This is a genomic window from Streptomyces sp. NPDC048461, from assembly GCF_055587105.1.
The window spans coordinates 94018-111328 of the sequence record NZ_JBVJGW010000012.1 but is presented as its reverse complement, the minus strand read 5'-3'; the positions used below and the strand labels follow the sequence as shown (position 1 = coordinate 111328).

20 protein-coding genes, 1 tRNA gene and 1 pseudogene are annotated in these 17311 nt (G+C 72.2%); 11 read left to right on the top strand and 11 right to left on the bottom strand.

Features of this window, described 5'->3' with window-relative positions; all coding sequences use genetic code 11:
• Positions 1-28 precede the first annotated feature (28 nt).
• From ACZ6S8_RS21865 to ACZ6S8_RS21855, 3 genes are all read left to right on the top strand, one after another.
• Positions 29-604, top strand: coding sequence for a TerD family protein (locus tag ACZ6S8_RS21865; protein ID WP_469458151.1), 576 nt, complete (start codon positions 29-31; stop codon positions 602-604).
• A gap of 25 nt (positions 605-629) precedes the next feature.
• Positions 630-1754: a DUF475 domain-containing protein gene (locus ACZ6S8_RS21860; RefSeq protein WP_469458149.1), complete on the top strand. Its 1125-nt coding sequence runs from the start codon at positions 630-632 to the stop codon at positions 1752-1754.
• 136 nt (positions 1755-1890) lie between these two features.
• Positions 1891-2631, top strand: a complete 741-nt coding sequence (locus ACZ6S8_RS21855) for a TerD family protein (protein ID WP_383915374.1) — start codon at positions 1891-1893, stop codon at positions 2629-2631.
• A 141-nt stretch (positions 2632-2772) separates the two neighbouring features.
• Here ACZ6S8_RS21855 and ACZ6S8_RS21850 read toward each other — a convergent pair whose 3' ends face one another.
• The gene (locus tag ACZ6S8_RS21850; RefSeq protein WP_469458147.1) at positions 2773-3525 is read right to left on the bottom strand and encodes a TerD family protein; all 753 of its coding nucleotides are present in this window, start codon (positions 3523-3525) and stop codon (positions 2773-2775) included.
• A gap of 195 nt (positions 3526-3720) precedes the next feature.
• Between ACZ6S8_RS21850 and ACZ6S8_RS21845 the strand changes: the two genes are divergently transcribed.
• The 4 genes from ACZ6S8_RS21845 to ACZ6S8_RS21830 are packed head-to-tail and all read left to right on the top strand — an operon-like array spanning position 3721 to position 8946.
• Positions 3721-4917, top strand: coding sequence for an HpcH/HpaI aldolase/citrate lyase family protein (locus ACZ6S8_RS21845; protein WP_469458145.1), 1197 nt, complete (start codon positions 3721-3723; stop codon positions 4915-4917).
• 8 nt (positions 4918-4925) lie between these two features.
• On the top strand, positions 4926-7463 hold the full coding sequence (locus tag ACZ6S8_RS21840) for a phosphoribosyltransferase (protein ID WP_469458143.1): 2538 nt from the start codon (positions 4926-4928) through the stop codon (positions 7461-7463).
• Positions 7460-8290: an HAD family hydrolase gene (locus ACZ6S8_RS21835; protein WP_469458141.1), complete on the top strand. Its 831-nt coding sequence runs from the start codon at positions 7460-7462 to the stop codon at positions 8288-8290. The genes ACZ6S8_RS21840 and ACZ6S8_RS21835 overlap by 4 nt, the downstream gene beginning before the upstream one ends.
• Positions 8287-8946, top strand: a complete 660-nt coding sequence (locus ACZ6S8_RS21830; protein WP_469458138.1) for an O-methyltransferase — start codon at positions 8287-8289, stop codon at positions 8944-8946. Before ACZ6S8_RS21835 ends, ACZ6S8_RS21830 begins: the two co-directional genes overlap by 4 nt.
• A gap of 108 nt (positions 8947-9054) precedes the next feature.
• Here ACZ6S8_RS21830 and ACZ6S8_RS21825 read toward each other — a convergent pair whose 3' ends face one another.
• The 3 genes from ACZ6S8_RS21825 to ACZ6S8_RS21815 form a co-directional block, all read right to left on the bottom strand.
• The gene (locus ACZ6S8_RS21825) at positions 9055-9279 is read right to left on the bottom strand and encodes an FmdB family zinc ribbon protein (RefSeq protein ID WP_469458136.1); all 225 of its coding nucleotides are present in this window, start codon (positions 9277-9279) and stop codon (positions 9055-9057) included.
• A gap of 9 nt (positions 9280-9288) precedes the next feature.
• Positions 9289-9894, bottom strand: coding sequence for a DUF4383 domain-containing protein (locus ACZ6S8_RS21820; protein ID WP_469458134.1), 606 nt, complete (start codon positions 9892-9894; stop codon positions 9289-9291).
• A 171-nt stretch (positions 9895-10065) separates the two neighbouring features.
• A complete protein-coding gene (locus ACZ6S8_RS21815; protein ID WP_469458132.1) occupies positions 10066-11394 on the bottom strand; it encodes a hypothetical protein in 1329 nt (442 codons plus the stop codon).
• Positions 11395-11415: 21 nt separating this feature from the next.
• On the opposite strand from ACZ6S8_RS21815, the gene ACZ6S8_RS21810 reads away from it, so the two are divergent.
• Positions 11416-11490, top strand: a tRNA-Val gene (locus ACZ6S8_RS21810).
• Between the two features lie 261 nt (positions 11491-11751).
• Here the strand turns inward: ACZ6S8_RS21810 and ACZ6S8_RS21805 are convergent.
• Together ACZ6S8_RS21805 and ACZ6S8_RS21800 are read right to left on the bottom strand one after the other, a co-directional pair.
• On the bottom strand, positions 11752-12633 hold the full coding sequence (locus ACZ6S8_RS21805; RefSeq protein ID WP_469458130.1) for a nuclease-related domain-containing protein: 882 nt from the start codon (positions 12631-12633) through the stop codon (positions 11752-11754).
• Positions 12634-12757: 124 nt separating this feature from the next.
• Positions 12758-12832 carry a 50S ribosomal protein bL37 gene (locus ACZ6S8_RS21800; RefSeq protein ID WP_100661309.1) on the bottom strand — a complete coding sequence of 25 codons (75 nt, stop codon included), beginning with the start codon at positions 12830-12832 and terminating at the stop codon, positions 12758-12760.
• 148 nt (positions 12833-12980) lie between these two features.
• On the opposite strand from ACZ6S8_RS21800, the gene ACZ6S8_RS21795 reads away from it, so the two are divergent.
• Both ACZ6S8_RS21795 and ACZ6S8_RS21790 read left to right on the top strand, forming a co-directional pair.
• Complete coding sequence (locus ACZ6S8_RS21795) at positions 12981-13631, top strand: TRADD-N-associated membrane domain-containing protein (protein ID WP_469458128.1); 651 nt, start codon at positions 12981-12983, stop codon at positions 13629-13631.
• Between the two features lie 15 nt (positions 13632-13646).
• Positions 13647-13874 carry a DUF2277 domain-containing protein gene (locus ACZ6S8_RS21790; protein WP_469458126.1) on the top strand — a complete coding sequence of 76 codons (228 nt, stop codon included), beginning with the start codon at positions 13647-13649 and terminating at the stop codon, positions 13872-13874.
• A gap of 100 nt (positions 13875-13974) precedes the next feature.
• Here ACZ6S8_RS21790 and ACZ6S8_RS21785 read toward each other — a convergent pair whose 3' ends face one another.
• From ACZ6S8_RS21785 to ACZ6S8_RS21770, 4 genes and pseudogenes are all read right to left on the bottom strand, one after another.
• A complete protein-coding gene (locus ACZ6S8_RS21785; protein ID WP_469458123.1) occupies positions 13975-14529 on the bottom strand; it encodes a hypothetical protein in 555 nt (184 codons plus the stop codon).
• A gap of 186 nt (positions 14530-14715) precedes the next feature.
• Positions 14716-15354, bottom strand: a complete 639-nt coding sequence (locus tag ACZ6S8_RS21780; RefSeq protein WP_383915387.1) for a DedA family protein — start codon at positions 15352-15354, stop codon at positions 14716-14718.
• 330 nt (positions 15355-15684) lie between these two features.
• Positions 15685-16053: pseudogene (locus ACZ6S8_RS21775) on the bottom strand (alkaline phosphatase D family protein); the annotation flags it as partial.
• Between the two features lie 30 nt (positions 16054-16083).
• Positions 16084-16290: a hypothetical protein gene (locus ACZ6S8_RS21770; RefSeq protein ID WP_469458121.1), complete on the bottom strand. Its 207-nt coding sequence runs from the start codon at positions 16288-16290 to the stop codon at positions 16084-16086.
• 164 nt (positions 16291-16454) lie between these two features.
• On the opposite strand from ACZ6S8_RS21770, the gene ACZ6S8_RS21765 reads away from it, so the two are divergent.
• The gene (locus ACZ6S8_RS21765; RefSeq protein WP_469458119.1) at positions 16455-16691 is read left to right on the top strand and encodes a helix-turn-helix transcriptional regulator; all 237 of its coding nucleotides are present in this window, start codon (positions 16455-16457) and stop codon (positions 16689-16691) included.
• A gap of 299 nt (positions 16692-16990) precedes the next feature.
• Here the strand turns inward: ACZ6S8_RS21765 and ACZ6S8_RS21760 are convergent, their stop codons facing one another.
• Complete coding sequence (locus ACZ6S8_RS21760; RefSeq protein ID WP_469458117.1) at positions 16991-17245, bottom strand: hypothetical protein; 255 nt, start codon at positions 17243-17245, stop codon at positions 16991-16993.
• Between the last annotated feature and the right edge of the window lie 66 nt (positions 17246-17311).

The following is a 17311-nucleotide window of genomic DNA, read 5'->3' as shown; positions in this document are numbered from 1 at the left end:
CACATCGTCGTCCGGGGAGGACCACAACATGGGCGTCACACTCGCCAAGGGGGGCAATGTCTCCCTCTCCAAGGCCGCACCGAACCTGACCCGGGTTCTGATCGGCCTCGGATGGGACGCGCGCTCGACCACCGGAGCGGACTTCGACCTCGACGCCAGCGCGCTGCTCTGCAACAGCGGCCGCGTGCTCGGGGACGACTACTTCGTCTTCTACAACAACCTGACGAGCCCCGACGGCTCCGTCGAACACACGGGGGACAACCTCACCGGCGAGGGCGACGGTGACGACGAGTCGATCATCATCGACCTGTCCAAGGTGCCGGCCCAGGTCGACAAGATCGTCTTCCCGGTCTCCATCCACGACGCCGAGGCCAGGCGGCAGAGCTTCGGCCAGATCAGCAACGCCTTCATCCGCGTGGTGAACCAGGCGGACGGCCAGGAGCTGGCCCGCTACGACCTCTCCGAGGACGCCTCCAGCGAGACCGCGATGATCTTCGGCGAGGTCTACCGCTACGGCGGCGAGTGGAAGTTCCGGGCCGTGGGGCAGGGGTACGCGTCGGGGCTCCGGGGCATCGCTCTAGACTTCGGGGTCAACGTTTCGTAAAGCCGTACAAGACGATGGGGTGCCAGTGGTTCTCAAAACCTTCGGCTGGTCGTTCGCAATCACTGCGCTCGGTCTGGTCGCAGCGGTTCTCTACGGGGGGTGGGAGGCTTTCGGGATCGTCGCGATCCTCTGCATCCTCGAGATCTCGCTGTCTTTCGACAACGCGGTGGTCAACGCCGGGATCCTGAAGAAGATGAATGCCTTCTGGCAGAAGATCTTCCTCACCATCGGCATCCTCATCGCCGTGTTCGGCATGCGGCTGGTCTTCCCCGTGGTGATCGTTGCGATCAGCGCCAAGATCGGGCCCATCGAGGCCGTCGATCTGGCCATGAACGACAAGGACATGTACCAACAGCTCGTCACCGACGCGCACCCGTCCATCGCCGCCTTCGGCGGCATGTTCCTCCTGATGATCTTCCTCGACTTCATCTTCGAGGACCGTGACATCAAGTGGCTCGCATGGCTGGAGCGTCCGCTCGCCAAGCTCGGCAAGGTCGACATGCTCTCGGCGTGCATCGCCCTGATCGTCCTGGCCGTGACCGCGATGACCTTCGGCGCCAACGCCCACCAGCACGGTGGCGCGCACGTGGACAAGGCGCAGACCGTCCTCATCTCCGGCATCCTCGGCCTGATCACCTACATGGTGGTCGGCGGCCTCTCCGGCTACTTCGAGAACAAGCTGGAGGAAGAGGAGGAGGCCGAGCACGAGGCGGAGGAAGAGGCCAAGAAGGCCGGCAAGCCCGTCACGGGCGTCGCCATGGCCGGCAAGGCCGCGTTCTTCATGTTCCTCTACCTCGAAGTCCTCGACGCCTCGTTCTCCTTCGACGGGGTCATCGGCGCCTTCGCCATCACCAACGACATCGTGCTCATGGCCCTCGGCCTCGGCGTCGGTGCCATGTACGTCCGGTCGCTGACGGTCTACCTGGTCCGCCAGGGCACCCTCGACGACTACGTCTACCTGGAGCACGGCGCGCACTACGCCATCGGCGCGCTCGCCGTCATCCTGCTCGTCACCATCCAGCACGAGATCAACGAGATCATCACCGGTCTCGTCGGCGTCGTGCTGATCGGCTGGTCCTTCTGGTCCTCGGTGCGCCGCAACAAGCGCTTGGCGAGCCTGGAGAAGGAGGGGGTCGCCGTAGAGGCATGACCCCGGCGTTAATGCGGAACGCTCCATGGCGGGGCGGCCCAGGGGGTCCCTCCCGGACGGAAGTCCAGGGGAGGGGCCGCGGACCCGGCGGGCCGCCCCGCTTCTCGTAGGCATCCAGGGGACCAGGGGGTAGGGGATGGGCTTCTTCGACGGCATCTTGGGCAGTCGGGCCGTGCAGTTCCAGTCGGGCAGCGCCTCGTCGAACGCGATCGAGTTGACCAAGCGGCAGCCGACGGTGTCGCTCAGCAAACAGGGGGCGGTCCACGGCAACCTGCGCGTCAACCTGTCCTGGCGCATGCGCACCTCGGACATAGGCGGCCGGTCCGGCCAGAGCGGCCAGCTGTTCCGCCACCCGTTCAAGCTCTTCAAGCCCGACATGGTGCAGGCGCACACGCAGGGCATGGTCAACGTCGACCTCGACATGGGCTGCCTGTACGAGCTGACCGACGGCACCCGGGGCGCCGTCCAGCCGCTCGGCAACCTGCTCGGGGACCTCAACGACCCGCCGTTCGTCAAGCTCAGCGGCGACGACCGGTTCGGTTCGGGGTCGGGGGAGACCCTCTACATCAACCTCGACCACGCCGACGACATCAAGCGGCTGCTGGTCTTCGTCTACATCTACGACCAGACCCCGGCCTTCGACCGGACGCACGCCATGGTGACCCTCTTCCCGGTCACCGGGCCGCGGATCGAGATCCCGCTGGACGAGCGGCAGCCGCAGGCGCGCTCCTGCGCCGTCGTCTCCCTGGAGAAGGTCAAGGGGGAGCTGGTCGTGCGGCGCGAGGTGAAGTTCGTGTACGGGTTCCAGGCCGAGCTGGACCGGCTGTACGGCTGGGGGCTCCAGTGGGGGCGGGGCTACAAGAGCACCAAGGCCTGACGCGCCGGGCCGGGCGCGCAGCGCCGGGCGCGCAAGGACCGGGCACGGCAGGGACGGGCACGCGAGTGCCGGGGGGGGGGGGGGGGGGGGGGCCCCCCCCCCCCCCCCCCGGGGAACCCGGTCCGGCCCAGCCCGGCCCGGTCAGCGCCGGATGAACTGGGGGCCCTGCACCGGCATCCGGAAGGACGGGTCCCCGCCCGGGCCCGGCACCGGGGACACCGGCTGGGGGTACCCGTACGCGGGCGGGACGGCCGGCGGGGCCTGCGTGGGCGGCGCCATCGCGGCCGTCTGCTCGGAGGTGGGGCCGGCCGTCGGGCTCCCTGCGGGCTCGGAGGCGCCCTCCGCGGCGTTCTCGTCGACCGAGATGCCGTGGTCGGTCGCCAGGCCCACCAGCCCGTCGGAGTAGCCCTCGCCCAGCGCGCGGAACTTCCACCCGTCGCCGCGGCGGTACAGCTCCCCGCAGATCACGGCCGTCTCGGCGCCGGTCTCGGGCCGTACGTCGAAATAGGCCAGTGGCTCGGAGACGCCGGACGCCGTGGCGTCGTAGAGCAGGATGCGCAGGTCGCGGACGCGCTCGAAGGGGACGTCCTCGGCGGAGGCCACCACCAGGACGCGGTCCACGGCCGGGGTGACCGCCCGCAGGTCGGCCTGGACGGCGTCGGTGACCGCCTCGCCGATCTGCTTCTTCCCCAGCCGCCAGACGGCGCCGGAGGGGTGCCGCGGCTGGTTGTAGAAGACGAAGTCCTCGTCCGAACGCACCCGGCCGTCCGAGCCCACGAGCAGGGCGGACGCGTCCACGTCCGGCACGTCGGGGCCACCCGTCCAGCGCAGCACCGCCCGGACCGCCGTGGCGGCCACCGGGATGTTGGAGCCCTTCTGCATCGCGTGCGTCATGCCCGTCATCCTGCCCTCCCGGGGGCGACGGGGACAATGCGGCCCCCCGTGGGACCTTGCCCTCGAACGGGAGACCTGGGCATGGTGCAAGAGGGTTACCTGAACTTCATGTGCTTGAGGAACTCTTGACTCAGGTTCGTACGTACTATTACCGGCCACGCCAGTTGGGCCGCCGAGGCAGTACGGGGGAAGCACATGCGTCACTTTGGGCACATATCGCCTACTGTCCGTAAGGACCTCTTCCACCAGGAACCGGCGGAGTTCACCGGCGCCTCACCCGCCCGCATCCTCGCCGCGGCACTGGGAGCCACGCTCTACAGCCCCGCCACGCGCCCCCAGCTCGCCGCGGACGTCCGCAAGCAGGCCGGCCGGGGAGTCGTCTCCATGGTGCTCTGCCTGGAGGATTCCATCAGCGACGGCGATGTCGCCGGGGCCGAGGAGAACCTCGTCCGCCAGTTCGCGGAGCTCGACCGGACCCACGCCGCCGAGGACGCGGACGACCCGGACGCCCGCGAGCTCCCGCTGCTGTTCGTCCGCGTCCGCACCCCCGAGCAGATACCCGACCTCGCGCGCCGCCTCGGCGGCTCCGTGCGGAGACTGGCCGGATTCGTACTCCCCAAGTTCGACGAGAGCCGCGGAATCGCCTTCCTGGAGGCCGTCGCCCAGGCGGAGGCCGAGAGCGGGCTGCCCCGCCTGTACGCGATGCCCGTCCTGGAGACCCCGGAGCTGCTCCACCTCGAAACCCGGGTCGAAGCCCTCGCCGGCATCTCCCGGACGGTCAACGAGCACCGCGAGCGGGTCCTGGCCCTGCGGCTCGGCGTCACCGACTTCTGTTCCGCGTACGGGCTGCGGCGCACCCCCGACATGACCGCCTACGACGTCCAGATCGTCGCGGGCGTCATCGCGGACGTCGTCAACGTCCTCAGCCGCGCCGACGGCACCGGGTTCACCGTGACCGGTCCGGTCTGGGAGTACTTCCGCAGCCAGCAGCGACTCTTCAAGCCCCAGCTGCGCCGCAGCCCCTTCCTGGAGGAAGGTGTGGAGGAACTGCGCACCGCCCTGATCGAGCACGACCTGGACGGACTGCTGCGCGAGATCGAGCTCGACCGGGCCAACGGACTGCTGGGCAAGACCTGCATCCACCCCGCCCACGTCACGCCCGTACACGCGCTGTCGGTGGTCTCCCACGAGGAGTTCAGCGACGCCCAGGACATCCTGCGCCCCGAGCGCGGCGGCGGCGGAGTGATGCGTTCGGTCTACACGAACAAAATGAACGAGGTGAAGCCCCACCGGGCCTGGGCCGAGCGCACGATGCTGCGCGCCGAGGTCTTCGGTGTGGCGAAGGAGGAGGTCGGCTTCGTCGACCTCCTCACGGCCGGGCTCCAGGTGTGAGCCCGTCCTTGACGACGAGGAAGGGCAAGACGATCGACGAGGTCGACGAGGTCTGGTCGGGAACCTGGGTCGCCCAGCGGCTCGGCGTGAGCCTGCGGGAGGCTCCGGGCGCCGGCGCACCGCGGCTGGACGAACTGCTGGGCCTGGCGCTGCGGCGCAATCCCAAGCGGGCGCACCTGCTGGTCTCGCAGGTGCTCGGCAAGCACGTCCCGCAGTCACCGCGGACGGTGTACGCCGCCGGGTACGGGCTCGGCGAGCGCGTCCGCGCGCTGCTCGGCGAGGAGGCGGCCTCCGCCGTGGTCCTCGGCTACGCCGAAACCGCCACCGGCCTCGGCCACTGCGTCGCCGACGGCCTGGGCCCCGCCCCCTACCTGCACTCCACCCGCCGGCCCGTGCCCGGAGTGGAGCCCGCCGGCGGGTTCGAGGAGGCCCACTCGCACGCCACCTCGCACCTGCTGCTGCCCGAGGACCCCGAGCTGCTCGCGGGCAGCGGGCCGCTGGTCCTGGTCGACGACGAGTTCTCCACCGGCAACACGGTCCTGAACACCATCCGCGACCTGCACGCCCGCCACCCCCGTCGGCACTACGTCGTCGTCGCCCTCGTCGACATGCGTTCCCCGGCGGACCGCGACCGCCTCACCGCCTTCGCCGCCGAGCTCGGCGCCCGCGTGGACCTGATCGCCCTGGCCTCCGGCACGGTGTCGCTGCCCGAGGGGGTCCTGGCCCGGGGCCAGGCCCTGGTCGAGGAGTACGAGGAGCACTCCGCTTCCGCGGAGCAGGCCGCCTCCCGTCAGGACGCAGCCTCCGGCCAGGACGCAGCCTCCGGCCAGCACGCCGCCTTCGCGGAGCAGCCCGCGGGCGCCCGCGGGCCGGCCTGGGAGCAGGTCGCGCTGGACTGGCCGGCCGGCGTCCCGGACGGCGGCCGCCACGGCTTCACCCCCGCGCACCGCACCCGGCTGGAGGCCGCCCTCCCCGCCCTCGCCGGACAGCTCGCGGCCGCCCTCGGCACGGAGCCCGGGCGGGTCCTCGTCCTCGGCAACGAGGAGCTGATGTACGCGCCGCTGCGCCTCGCGAAGGCCCTGGAGGACGCGGGGGCGGCCCGCGAGGTCCGCTTCTCGACGACCACCCGCTCACCCGTGCTCGCCGTCGACGACCCCGGCTACGCCATCCGCACCCGCCTCGTCTTCCCCGCCCACGACGCCCCGGCCGACGGCCCGGGCGACCGGTACGCCTACAACGTGCGCAGCACCGCCGGCACCGGTTTCGACGCCGTCGTCGCCGTCGTCGACTCCGCCGGGGACACCCCCGCCCTGCGGTCGGGGCTCCTGGCGGCCCTCGCCCCGCACACCGGCCGGGTCCTGCTGGCCGTCCTGCCCTCGTACGTACCCGACCGGCAGGAGCCGATCATGTCCGAGCCCCTGCGCGGCCCCGCGTTCTCCTCCTACGCCCCCGAGGACGTCGGCTGGCTGCTCCAGGACTTCTCCGACGTCGAGCTGGAGGCGCCGACCGAGGAGCGCGAGGAGGCCATCCAGGCGGGCGGCGCCCACTACGCCGAGTCCCTGCCCGTCGAGTACCAGCCGTCGCCGCAGTACCAGCAGCTCTACCAGAGCGCCCTCGACGACTCCGCCGCCCGCATCGCCCGCGCCGTCGGCACGGTCACCGAGACCGTCCTCGCCGAGCGCTCCCCGTCCCCGGTCCTGGTCTCCCTGGCCCGCGCCGGCACCCCCGTCGGCGTGCTGATGCGCCGCTGGGCCCAGGTCCGGCACGGCCTGGACCTGCCGCACTACGCCGTCTCCATCGTCCGCGGCCGCGGCATCGACGCCAACGCGCTGCGCTGGATCGCCGCCCACCACGACCCGGCCGACGTCGTCTTCGTCGACGGCTGGACGGGCAAGGGCGCCATCACCCGCGAGCTGCGCGAGGCCCTGGCGGAGTTCGAGGGCTTCAATCCCGAGATCGTCGTCCTCGCCGACCCCGGCTCCTGCGTGGAGACGTACGGCACCCGCGAGGACTTCCTGATCCCCTCCGCCTGTCTCAATTCCACCGTTTCCGGTCTCATCTCGCGTACGGTTCTCAGGTCCGACCTGGTGGGCCCCGCCGATTTCCACGGCGGGAAGTTCTACCGGGAGCTCGCCGGAGCCGACGTCTCCGTCGACTTCGTCGACACCGTCGCCGCCCGTTTCGACGAGGTGGCCGACGCCGTCGACGAGGAGGTCAAGGAACTCCTCGCCGCCGACCGGACCCCCACCTGGGAGGGCTGGGCGGCGGTCGAGCGGATCAGCGAGGAGTACGGCATCCACGACGTGAACCTGGTCAAGCCGGGCGTCGGCGAGACCACCCGGGTCCTGCTGCGCCGGGTGCCGTGGAAGATCCTCGCCCAGCGCGGCGCCGGACCCGACCTGGACCACGTACGGCTGCTCGCCGAGCAGCGCGGCGTACCGGTGGAAGAGGTCGACGGCCTGCCCTACACCTGCGTCGGACTCATCCACCCCCGTTTCACGCGCGGCGCCACGGGCGCCGACGGGAAGGCAGTGTCCTCGAAGTGACCCTCCTGATAGCCAGTGACCTCGACCGCACGCTCATCTACTCGGCGGCCGCCCTCGGTCTGACCATGCCCGACCCGGTGGCCCCCCGGCTGCTGTGCGTGGAGGTCCACGAGAGCAAGCCGCTGTCCTACATGACGGAGACGGCGGCGGGTCTGCTGACGGAGCTGACGGTCGACCCGTCGGTGGTCTTCGTGCCGACGACCACCCGCACCCGCAAGCAGTACCAGCGCATCCGCTTCCCCGGCCGCCCGGCCCAGTACGCGATCTGCGCCAACGGCGGCCAGCTGCTGGTCGACGGGGTACCGGACCGCGACTGGCGGCGACAGGTCGCGGCCCGGCTGGCCGCGGAGTGCGCCCCGCTCGACGAGGTCCACGCGCACCTGCAGGCCACGGCCGACCCGGCGTGGCTGCGCAAGACGCGGGTGGCCGAGGAGCTGTTCGCGTACCTCGTCGTCGAGCGCGCGCTGGTCCCCGACGAGTGGCTGAAGTCCCTGGCGGAGTGGTCGGCCGCCCGCGGCTGGACCGTGTCGCTCCAGGGCCGCAAGATCTACGCCGTGCCCCGCCCGCTGACCAAGAGCGCGGCGATGCACGAGGTGGCCCGCCGTACGGGCGCCACCACCACGCTCGCCGCCGGGGACTCGCTCCTGGACGCCGACCTGCTGCTCGCGGCCGACCGGGGCTGGCGCCCGGGCCACGGGGAGCTGGCCGACGCGGGCTGGGAGGCACCGTCCGTGACGGCCCTGGCCGAGGCCGGCGTGCTCGCGGGCGAGGCGATCGTACGGGCGTTCACCCGCGAAGCCGGGCGGGTCGGCAGACTGGGTGCATGACCAAGGGAAACAGCACCAAGATCACTGACGATCTCTACCGGTACGTGCTCGCGCACAACCCCCCGCTGGACGCCGTCCAGCGGGGGCTCGTGGCCACGACGTACGAGAAGTTCCCCGACGTCGCCGGCATGCAGTCGGCGGAGGAACAGGGGCCGCTGCTCGCCTTCCTGGTCCGGCTGACGGGCGCCCGGCACATCGTCGAGATCGGCACCTTCACCGGCTTCTCGGCGCTGTCGATGGCCCAGGCGCTGCCCGCCGACGGCCGCATCATCGCCTGCGACGTGTCGGAGGAGTGGACGCGGTACGGCCGGGAGGCCTGGGAGGCGGCCGGGGTCGCCGACCGCATCGACCTGCGGATCGCCCCGGCGCTCGACACCCTGCGGGCCATGCCGACGGGCGAGCACATCGACCTGGCGTACGTGGACGCGGACAAGCAGAGCCAGATCGCGTACTGGGAGGAGCTCGTGCCGCGGCTGCGTCCGGGCGGCCTGATCGTCACGGACAACACGCTCTACCACGGCACGGTCCTCGACGAGGGAACCACCGGCGCGGCGGCCGGCGTCCGCGCCTACAACGACCACGTCGCGGCGGACCCGCGCATGGACTCCGTGCTGCTGGCGATCTCGGACGGCCTGACGCTGTCGCGCAAGCGGTAGCGGCCCGGAGCAGGCGCGCGGGGGAGGTGGCCGTCCCGGACCGGGACGGCCACCTCCACGGGACACGCAGGTGAGGCGGTACGCCGATCCGCGCGCGGCTCCGGGGGCTCAGCCGCAGCCGCCGCCCCCGCAGCAGCCGCCACCGCCGCCGCCTCCCGCACTCATGGCCGGAGCGCCGGCGCTGCTGGAACCGCCCACGGCGACGGCCGAGAGCAGCTTGACGGTGTCGGAGTGCCCGGCGGGGCAGTCGGCGGGCGCGGACGACTCGGCCATGGGCCGGCTGACCTCGAAGGTGTCTTCGCAGGTCCGGCAGCGGAACTCGTAACGGGGCATGCGCACAGGCTAAGCCTCGGGACCCCGTACGGGTATCCCCGGCCGGTGCGACACCGCGGACACCGCCGCTGCGGATCCCCGGCCCGCGCGCGCCCGCTGCTCCCGGGCGGCCTCCTCGGGGTGACGGGCCTGCCAGTACGGATTGTCGTGCGGCAGGGCGCTGCCCACCCGCCCGTACATCCCGAACCACATCAGCATCACGCCGACGACGAAGCTGAACAGGACGTTCGGGATCCGGAACGCCAGGAAGTTCAACCCGGTGTCGAGCAGCGCGAGGTTGATGAACCCGCTCGCGATGAACAGCAGCCCCAGCACGATGTTCAGCGTCGAGGCGAAGTTCCCGCCCACGTACATCCCGTACAGCAGCAGCAGCCCGACGAGGATGGACAGGACGCTCAACGCCCCGTTCGTGTTCAGCGTGAGGACCGTGTCCCCGCCGGTGTCGAAGAACCCGATCCGGTCGATCAGCCCCAGGACCCCGAACACCACGAGCAGGAGGCCGGTCAGCCCGGCCCCCACCCGGTACACCTTGCTCAGCTTGTGGTCGACCGGCAGCTGCTCGTCGAGCCGGGCACCGATCGGCTTGCGCATGCGCGCCGCGGCGTGGGTAGCCATACCGCCCTCCTCTGCCTCGGGCGTACGTCCCTCCCAGCATCCGCCGCCGGGAGGCAGCGGACAACCTCGGAGGAATCGCGGGGCAGGGGCGGGGTGGCACGGGCGGGGCGGGACTGGGCGATGCGCGGAGGTGGGCCGTCGGCCCGTCGGCCCGTCGGCCCGTCGGGCGGGCTAGCCGTGCCCGAGGCCCTCCCGTATCTCGGAAACCACCCGGTTCACCGAGGAGCGCACCGCCTCCATCTCCTGGAGGAACGCCCAGTAGTCCGGGTGCCGTTCCTCCAGCCCCGCCACCGCCCGCTCCACCCGTGCCACCGACTCGTCGAGCGGCCGCGCGTGCCGGGGATCGGGCACGCTCCGGCCCGCCATCGCCAGCCGCTGCGCGTCCCGGATCGCGAACCGGGTCCGGTCCACCTCCGCCCGCGGATCGCGCGCCACCGCCTCCAGCAGCGTCAGCCGGTCCTGCGCCGCCGACACCGCCTCGTCCACCGCGTCGAGCGACGCCCGGACCGCCTCGATCGAGGCCCCCACGTCCGTCCAGCGCTGCTCGTCGCGCGCCCGCCCGGCGTCCGCCAGCCGGTCCTCCGCCTGCGCCACGTCCCGTACCGCTTGGTCCGGCACCTGCTGGAGGTCCTGCCAGCACGCCGCGCTGAACCGGCGGCGCAACTCGCTGAGCACCGGGTCCACCCGGTCCGCCCGGTTGCGGAGCGCCTGCGCCCGCGTCCGCAGGCTCACCAGCCGCCGGTCGATCTCCGCGGCCCGCTCCGGCAACCGGGCCGCCTCCGCGCGCACGCCCTCCGCGTCCCGGAGGATCCGGTCGGCGCGCTGCACCGTCTCCTGCACCCCGTGGAGCGCGGCCCCCTGGTTCAGCATCGTCAGCTCGGGCCCCAGCGCCGCGAGCCGCGCCGCCAGATCGTCCGCCCGCATGCCCTTGGCCCGTACGGCGTCCAGCGCGTCACTCGCCGCGAGCAGCGCCGCCTTGGCCCGCTCCCGGGCCGGGGCCACCCGCGCCAGCTGCGTCTCCGCCTTGTCCAGCAGCGGCCGCAGCCCCTGCTCGTACCGGTCGAGCTCCGCCTTGACCCTTTCGAGCTCCTCGCGGGCCCGGGTCAGGTCCCGGGTCGCCTGCGCGGCGGCGGAGGCCTCCAGCTCGGGCCGGTCCAGGTCGTGCGCGTCGACCGCCTCGATGTACAGGTGGCTGACCTCGTCGATCCGCCGCCCGAGCGCGGCGAACCCCTCGCCGGCCTGCCGCGCGGCGGGCGAACCGTCCGCAGCGGCGATCGTCTCCACCGAGATCCGCAGGTCCCGCTGCGCGGTGTCCAGCTCGTAGAAGGCCGCGGCGGCGGCATCCTTCGCCGCCTGCGCATCCGCCCGCCGACTCTCGTCCCGCCCACCGAACCAACGCCGGGATGCCGTCGTCACAATCCCTCTCCCGTACCGCGTCCGCCTTGCCCCGGTCCATTCTCCCCCACCGGAACGGGTTTGCGTGGGGGGTGTGCCCGCCATGTAGGCTGTCCACTCGTTCCAGGGTGCGTAGCTCAGGGGTAGAGCGCCGCTCTTACAAAGCGGATGTCGGCGGTTCGAAACCGTCCGCGCCCACCAGCGAAAAGGCCCCCAACCGATCATGGTTGGGGGCCTTCTGCATGTCTGACCGATGCCGACGGCACCGGGACGGACCGGTGGTGATCCGCTGCGCGGGCGCCTGCCCGTGGGAGGCGCCGGGCGCGCTGTCTGTGCGGGCCGGCTCCTTCGCGTTCCGCCTCTCACTGTCCACCCGGTCTAGGGGGCGCGGGCCGAAACGGAGGGGAATGGTCCGCACCCCGGCTGCCCCTGGTGAACTCCCGGGTGGGCGGGGTTTATGGGTCAGGGGGTGAGCCAGGTTCGGCGGTGGCGGGCTGCCGCGTAGACGTGGTCGATCTGTTCCGGAGTGAGGCGGCCGGTGAGCGGGCCGAGGGCCGCGACGTCGCGCTCCCCGTATATGCGGACCCGGGGCGGGGCCGTCGCCGTCGCGGGGAGGTTGCGTACGCCCACGAACACGAGGACCGGCTCCACCTCCACCGGGAAGGGGCAGTGCCGTTCCAGGACGCCGCGGGCGTGCCTGGCCTCGGCGCGGCTCCGGGCCGGGTACGGGTGCGGGGGGCCGTGGTCGACCTTGACCGTGTCGTCGCCGATCCACACCGACTTCCCCCGGAGGTACTTGGTGTTGACCGTGAAGACCCCTCCCGGGCCGATGAGCAGGTGGTCGATGTCGCCGCCGCGGGTCAGGGGGATCGAGTGCAGGACCTTCCATCCCCGGGCCGTCAGTCGGTCGAGTTCGGCGCCCGCGATGCGTTCGCCGGCCAGCCCCTTGAACCAGGGGTCCCACTCGCTCTCCCGCCCCAACACCCGGTCCAGGGCCCGTCGTACGCGGCTCGGCCCCTTCGAGCGGAGCATCTCCCGGATCCCGGAGCCCGGCCGGTTGAGCGCCAGGTCGTCGGGCGGCCTCAAGGGTGGGAGCTTCCTCGCCGGTTTCGGGCGTACGGGCTTGGCCTCCGGCGCAGGTTCGGGTCGGGCGTCCGTGGGGCCGGGCAGGTTCGCGAGCTGTTGCCTGAGGAGGGCCAGTGCCTCCTGGCGGTGCTCCTCGACGAGTACGGTCACCTTGCCGCTGCGGCAGTCGGCCCAGGCGACGGCGGCTCCGCCGGGCAGGTTCACGTACAGCCGGTCGTGACCGGACTTCCGCCAACGAGAGACCCTCAGCCCGCCCACGCCGCCCCCTGACATGTCGTCCCGAGACCATGGGAGCAGCAGGATCGCGCCGCCACAAGACGACGTCCGCCCGGCGCGAAGGCCCCCTTCGGGTGTGCGTGGGGGCCTTCGTGTCAGGGGGTGGTCAGGCGTTGGGGCGCTTGCCGTGGTTGGCCTTCTTCTTCTTGCGGGCGCGCCGCTTGTTGCCTCGCTTGGCCATGATGCGCATCTCCCTCACCTCGGGATCCTTCACGACCCCGCCAGTTTAGATTCCACCCGTCACACCCGCATCAGCGCCGCCGGAAGCCCACCGGGCATCACCCGGCACGGGCCTTGGCCGCGCGGCCCGCGCGTGGGATCGTCGGGAGATGGGCGACTGGCTCGCGTGGGGCGGGGTGGCCGTGGCGGTGGTCGCGGCCGGGGTGGTGCTGGTGCTGCTGGAACGGGCCGCGGGGGCCTCCTTCGAGCGGAGACGGACCGAGGAACGGGACCGGCTGCTCGCGCAGCTCACCGCTCCCGACGCCGAGACGCCCGCCATCGGACCGGACCACCCCAAATTCCGTGACGTGGGCGGCCTGCCGCGCCCCTCGGCGCAACTGGGCGACCGGCGGGACGACTTCACGCCCCTCCTCGTCGAGTACTACGCGTACGGGCTGACCCAGGCCCGCAGCAGCTTCGCCACCAGCCAGAGCTTCGCCGCGGCCGGAGCGGCGGTCCTGCTGTTCGGGGTGGGGCTGGCGGTGTGGAAGGCCGAGAGCGGCGGCGAGCTCTACCTGGGGATCGTCACCAGTTCCGTGGGCCTGGTCACCACGCTCGCCGGACAGCTCTTCCACCGCCGGGCCGACCTCGCGCTCAAGCACATGACCGAACAGACGACCGCACTGCGCGACGACCGGCGGGCGGCCGAGTCGACCCAGCAGGCCATCGGCCTCCTCGACGAGGTCGCCGACCCGGAACTGCGCGCCCGGCTCCAGGCCGGCCTGATCCTGAAACTTTCCGGGGCCGAGCTGCCGCGGTAGCGGGATAGTGGAGGCATGTGCCGTTCCATTAAGACCCTGCGCCCGCCCGCCATCCCCGAGAAGGCCACCGAGGAGGAGATCCGCGCCGCAGCGCTCCAGTACGTACGCAAGGTGTCCGGGTTCCGCGCGCCGGCCGCGCACAACCGTGAGGTGTTCGACGCGGCCGTGGACGCGGTCGCCGAGGCCACGCAGGAACTGCTGGACGGGGTGCACGTACGGGGGCAGACCGCCGCCGCCGTGTGACCGCTCGCGGGACCGTGTGATCGTGCCACCGCGCATCGCTGCCGGCGTGACCGTGCGCCCCGGGGCGGTTGCGCTCCCGGGGCGCACGGGACGACGGCCGTCAGACCGCGGAGGCTCGGCGGCGGATCACCCATACACCGGCGCCGAGTGCGCCCACGGCCAGGGCGCCGCCCACGGCGATCTGCGCCGGGCTCATCGAGCCGATGCTCCCGCCCTCGCCACCGCGCGCGGCGCCCGTGGTGACGTAGAGGTTGGCGGTGACGCGCTGGCCGCCGGCCCCGCCGCACTCGAAGGTGACCCGGTGGGTGCCCGCGCCGGCGTCGCGGTGGACGGTGGCGCTGCCGAACAGGTTCGTGGCCTCCAGATTGCCCGGGGTCAGCTGCACCTCGCCGAAGGCGGTGGACGTGGCCCGGCCGGTCTTGGTACCGCAGCCTTCGACGTTGAGCCCGACCCGGGCGCCCGCGACGACCGTGCTCGGGGAGACGCTGGCGGAGGGAGCGGCGTAGGCGAGGGTGGCGGGCGTCGCGGCGGCCACGGCGAGCGTCACGGCTGCGAGCGCCAGCAGACGGCGCGGGGTGGAAGGGGCGGAGCAGCCGGCGTGCCCGGAGTGCGGGGCGGGCTCGGACTGCGGCGTGGCGTGCGGCGTGGCGGGCATGGAGAGAACTCCTCGGCTCCTCGAAACGGCGCGGCCAGGGCACGGGTGTGACGCGGATTCGGTTGCGCACCGTGCTCTGCACGCTAGGAGCCGGGCCCCGGGGCGGCGATCGGGGCCGGGTGAACGGGTGAGCCGTTGCTCCGCGCGGGGGAACCGGTTCACCCGAACGAGCCGTGCGGGGTTCCGCTACGCCGCAGGGGCCGCCGCGGTCCTCGCCGGATACGGGCGGCGCACGAGGTACGCGGCGAGGGCGCCGCCGGCGAACAGGGCGACGAGGGAGACGGCGGTACCGAGCCACTGGGTACCGAGCCACTGCGTGCCGAAGTAGCCGAGCGACACGCTGTAACCGGCCCAGGCCATGCCCGCCAGGACCGACCAGGGCAGGAACTCCATCACCTTGCGGTGCGTCTTCCCCGCGCCCAGCGACACCACCGACCGGCCCGCCGGAGCGAAGCGGGCGATCACCACCAGGGCGCCGCCGCCCCGGGCCAGTGCCGTGCCCAGGCGCTCGTGCGCCCGGGTCAGCCGCCGGGACCGGGCGATGGCCCGGTCCAGCCGGGCCCCGCCACGCCGGGCCAGCCGGAACGCCGCCATGTCGCCCAGCACCGACGAGGTCGTGGCGATCACGAGCAGGGCCAGGATGTCGGGCACCTGAGCGGTCACCGGTACCGGACCCGCCGCACCGGCTGCCGCGGCCGCCGCCGCGGCGGTGATCACCAGCACCCCGCTCGGGAGGACCGGCAGGAAGACGTCGAGCACGACGGACACCGCCACCACGGCGTAGATCCATGGGCTCGCGGTCAGCGACCCCAGAGTCTCAAACAAGGCGGGACTCCCCAGTCCGGTTGACGTGCAGCGGCATGAAGCGCCGCGACGTCGCGGGGGAGCGGCAGGAGCGGCTTGACAGCCCCACAGGGTACGCCGGGCGCCCACCGCACGGACGCCCGGGGCCGCCCCACGGCTCCCGGCCGTGCGACGCGCGGTCCCACGGCACCGTGCGGGACGACTCCCGGTCCCTCGGCTCCCGGTCCCTCAGCACCCGGCCGCGAGGCACCCGGCCGCGCGGGTGCCGCGGGCCGCATCGCCCTCCCGTACCCCGCCCGCCGCGGCAGCGACCCGCGCCGGCCACCGCACCGTCCCCCCGGCCCGCCATGTCTACGCCGTCTCCGCCCCGGTCAGCTCCCGGTCCAGCACCGTCACCAGCCGGGCACCCTTGCGGCCCCTGTGCGCCTGGTCCAGCCGCAGCCGCGCCGTCCTCCCGGACAACGCCAGCGTCATCAGCTGATTGCCGAACCACGGACCGCCCGTACGCCGCCAGGCCACCGGCGGCCGGCCCGTCCTGCCGTGCCGGGAGAAACCGCGCCCCAGCCACCGGCCCAGCCGCGACCAGCCCAGCCGGAACCCCAGCTTCACCGCCGTGTGGATGGAGTTGTGCACCGGCGAACACGTGAGCTGGAACAGCCGCGCCGTGCTGGGTATGCGGGGCTCGGCCACATACGCGTGGTGCACGTCGCCCGACAATATTCGGCAGCACATAGGTTATGCGCGCTCCCCTTACTCGGTGGTCTCGTCGATGATCAGCACCGCGTCATCAAGGCGCGCGCGGAGGTTCTCCACCAGCGTGATGAGATCGGCCTCGCGCAGCGTAGCGAGGTCGGTGACCCGGGCAACCGCGAGGGATCTCCTTACCCGCTCGACCCGGCCCCGCTGAGGCGGAGACAGGCGCGCGCGACGAGCGGAGGAGTCCGGCAATTCGTGCACTGTGCATCACCCTGGGTTGTCGTTCGGTGCGCTCTGTCAGGAGCATGGTTGGTTCGAGCCACTGACGCAATGGTTTTCGGTCGGATGGTTGGTATGCCCACGGGATTCGTAGATTTACCTGACCAGGTAAGGACAATCCGTGAAGATCGTTCCAAGGTCGACGGGTGCCTACCGATCCACCACCCGACTGGGTTCTCGCCCGCCGCCGGGCGATCGGAGTGCGCGTACGCCGGGCCCGCAAACGGGCGCGGCTCACCCAAGAAGTCCTGGGCGAGCTCGCAGGAGTAGACAACAAGACGATCCTTCGGATCGAGTACGGAACCTCAGACCCGACTCTCACCGTCCTCCTCCGAATTGCCCACTCAACGGGCGTTCAGCTTGCGGACCTAGTCAGGGAGTAGGGCCCGCCCCGGGCGCTCCGGAAGGGGAGATGCGCGGGGCGCCCAAGGCGGGGGGGCTTCATGGGCCGCCCATGATCGCGGCGAAGGCCAGCGACGTGGCGACAAGGAACACCGACGCGATGATGATGAGCTGCTTTTTCAGCTCACTCACTGCTCCACCGGCTCTTCCGGCCGACGCACATCGCAGTCATACCGATGGAGGATCGCACCGCCCTCAGGGCCCCCGATAGGGAGTGCCTCAGCGCCACAGCCCTGACACCAGCGAGGCACATCCGGCCACCGCCCGGTCGTGTACGTCGTCATGCCGAACCGCCGGGCGCCGGCGGGGGCGGGCAGGACCACACCTCGTACACGACGACCCGAGCGCCATGCGTGGTGTAAATCGACCCGCGCGGGATCGCGCCGACCGGCAGCGAATTCCCGCAGGCAGTGCACGCGCGCCCCGCGGCCTGCTCCCGGGAAAGGTCCTTCACGCTCGGCAGCGGTACGTCCTGGCAGTGGACGGCGAGGGCGACGGGGATGCCCGCCGCCGGGCCTTGGGGTTCGGCGCTCATGCCGGTGTGCTCCCTAGCATCGTCAGCGGGTGGTGCAACCACACTCCCCGGCGACGCCAGCAGAAC

Excerpts from the sequence above, each read along its gene's own strand:
- ACZ6S8_RS21865 (WP_469458151.1), top strand. The coding sequence starts at position 29 with ATGGGCGTCACACTCGCCAAGGGGGGCAATGTCTCCCTCTCCAAGGCC.
- ACZ6S8_RS21825 (WP_469458136.1), bottom strand. The coding sequence starts at position 9,279 with ATGCCCCGTTACGAGTTCCGCTGCCGGACCTGCGAAGACACCTTCGAG.
- ACZ6S8_RS21785 (WP_469458123.1), bottom strand. The coding sequence starts at position 14,529 with ATGCCCGCCACGCCGCACGCCACGCCGCAGTCCGAGCCCGCCCCGCAC.
- ACZ6S8_RS21760 (WP_469458117.1), bottom strand. The coding sequence starts at position 17,245 with ATGAGCGCCGAACCCCAAGGCCCGGCGGCGGGCATCCCCGTCGCCCTC.
- ACZ6S8_RS21820 (WP_469458134.1), bottom strand. The coding sequence starts at position 9,894 with ATGGCTACCCACGCCGCGGCGCGCATGCGCAAGCCGATCGGTGCCCGG.
- ACZ6S8_RS21845 (WP_469458145.1), top strand. The coding sequence starts at position 3,721 with ATGCGTCACTTTGGGCACATATCGCCTACTGTCCGTAAGGACCTCTTC.
- ACZ6S8_RS21790 (WP_469458126.1), top strand. The coding sequence starts at position 13,647 with ATGTGCCGTTCCATTAAGACCCTGCGCCCGCCCGCCATCCCCGAGAAG.
- ACZ6S8_RS21795 (WP_469458128.1), top strand. The coding sequence starts at position 12,981 with ATGGGCGACTGGCTCGCGTGGGGCGGGGTGGCCGTGGCGGTGGTCGCG.
- ACZ6S8_RS21855 (WP_383915374.1), top strand. The coding sequence starts at position 1,891 with ATGGGCTTCTTCGACGGCATCTTGGGCAGTCGGGCCGTGCAGTTCCAG.
- ACZ6S8_RS21815 (WP_469458132.1), bottom strand. The coding sequence starts at position 11,394 with ATGGCGGGCACACCCCCCACGCAAACCCGTTCCGGTGGGGGAGAATGG.
- ACZ6S8_RS21830 (WP_469458138.1), top strand. The coding sequence starts at position 8,287 with ATGACCAAGGGAAACAGCACCAAGATCACTGACGATCTCTACCGGTAC.
- ACZ6S8_RS21850 (WP_469458147.1), bottom strand. The coding sequence starts at position 3,525 with ATGACGCACGCGATGCAGAAGGGCTCCAACATCCCGGTGGCCGCCACG.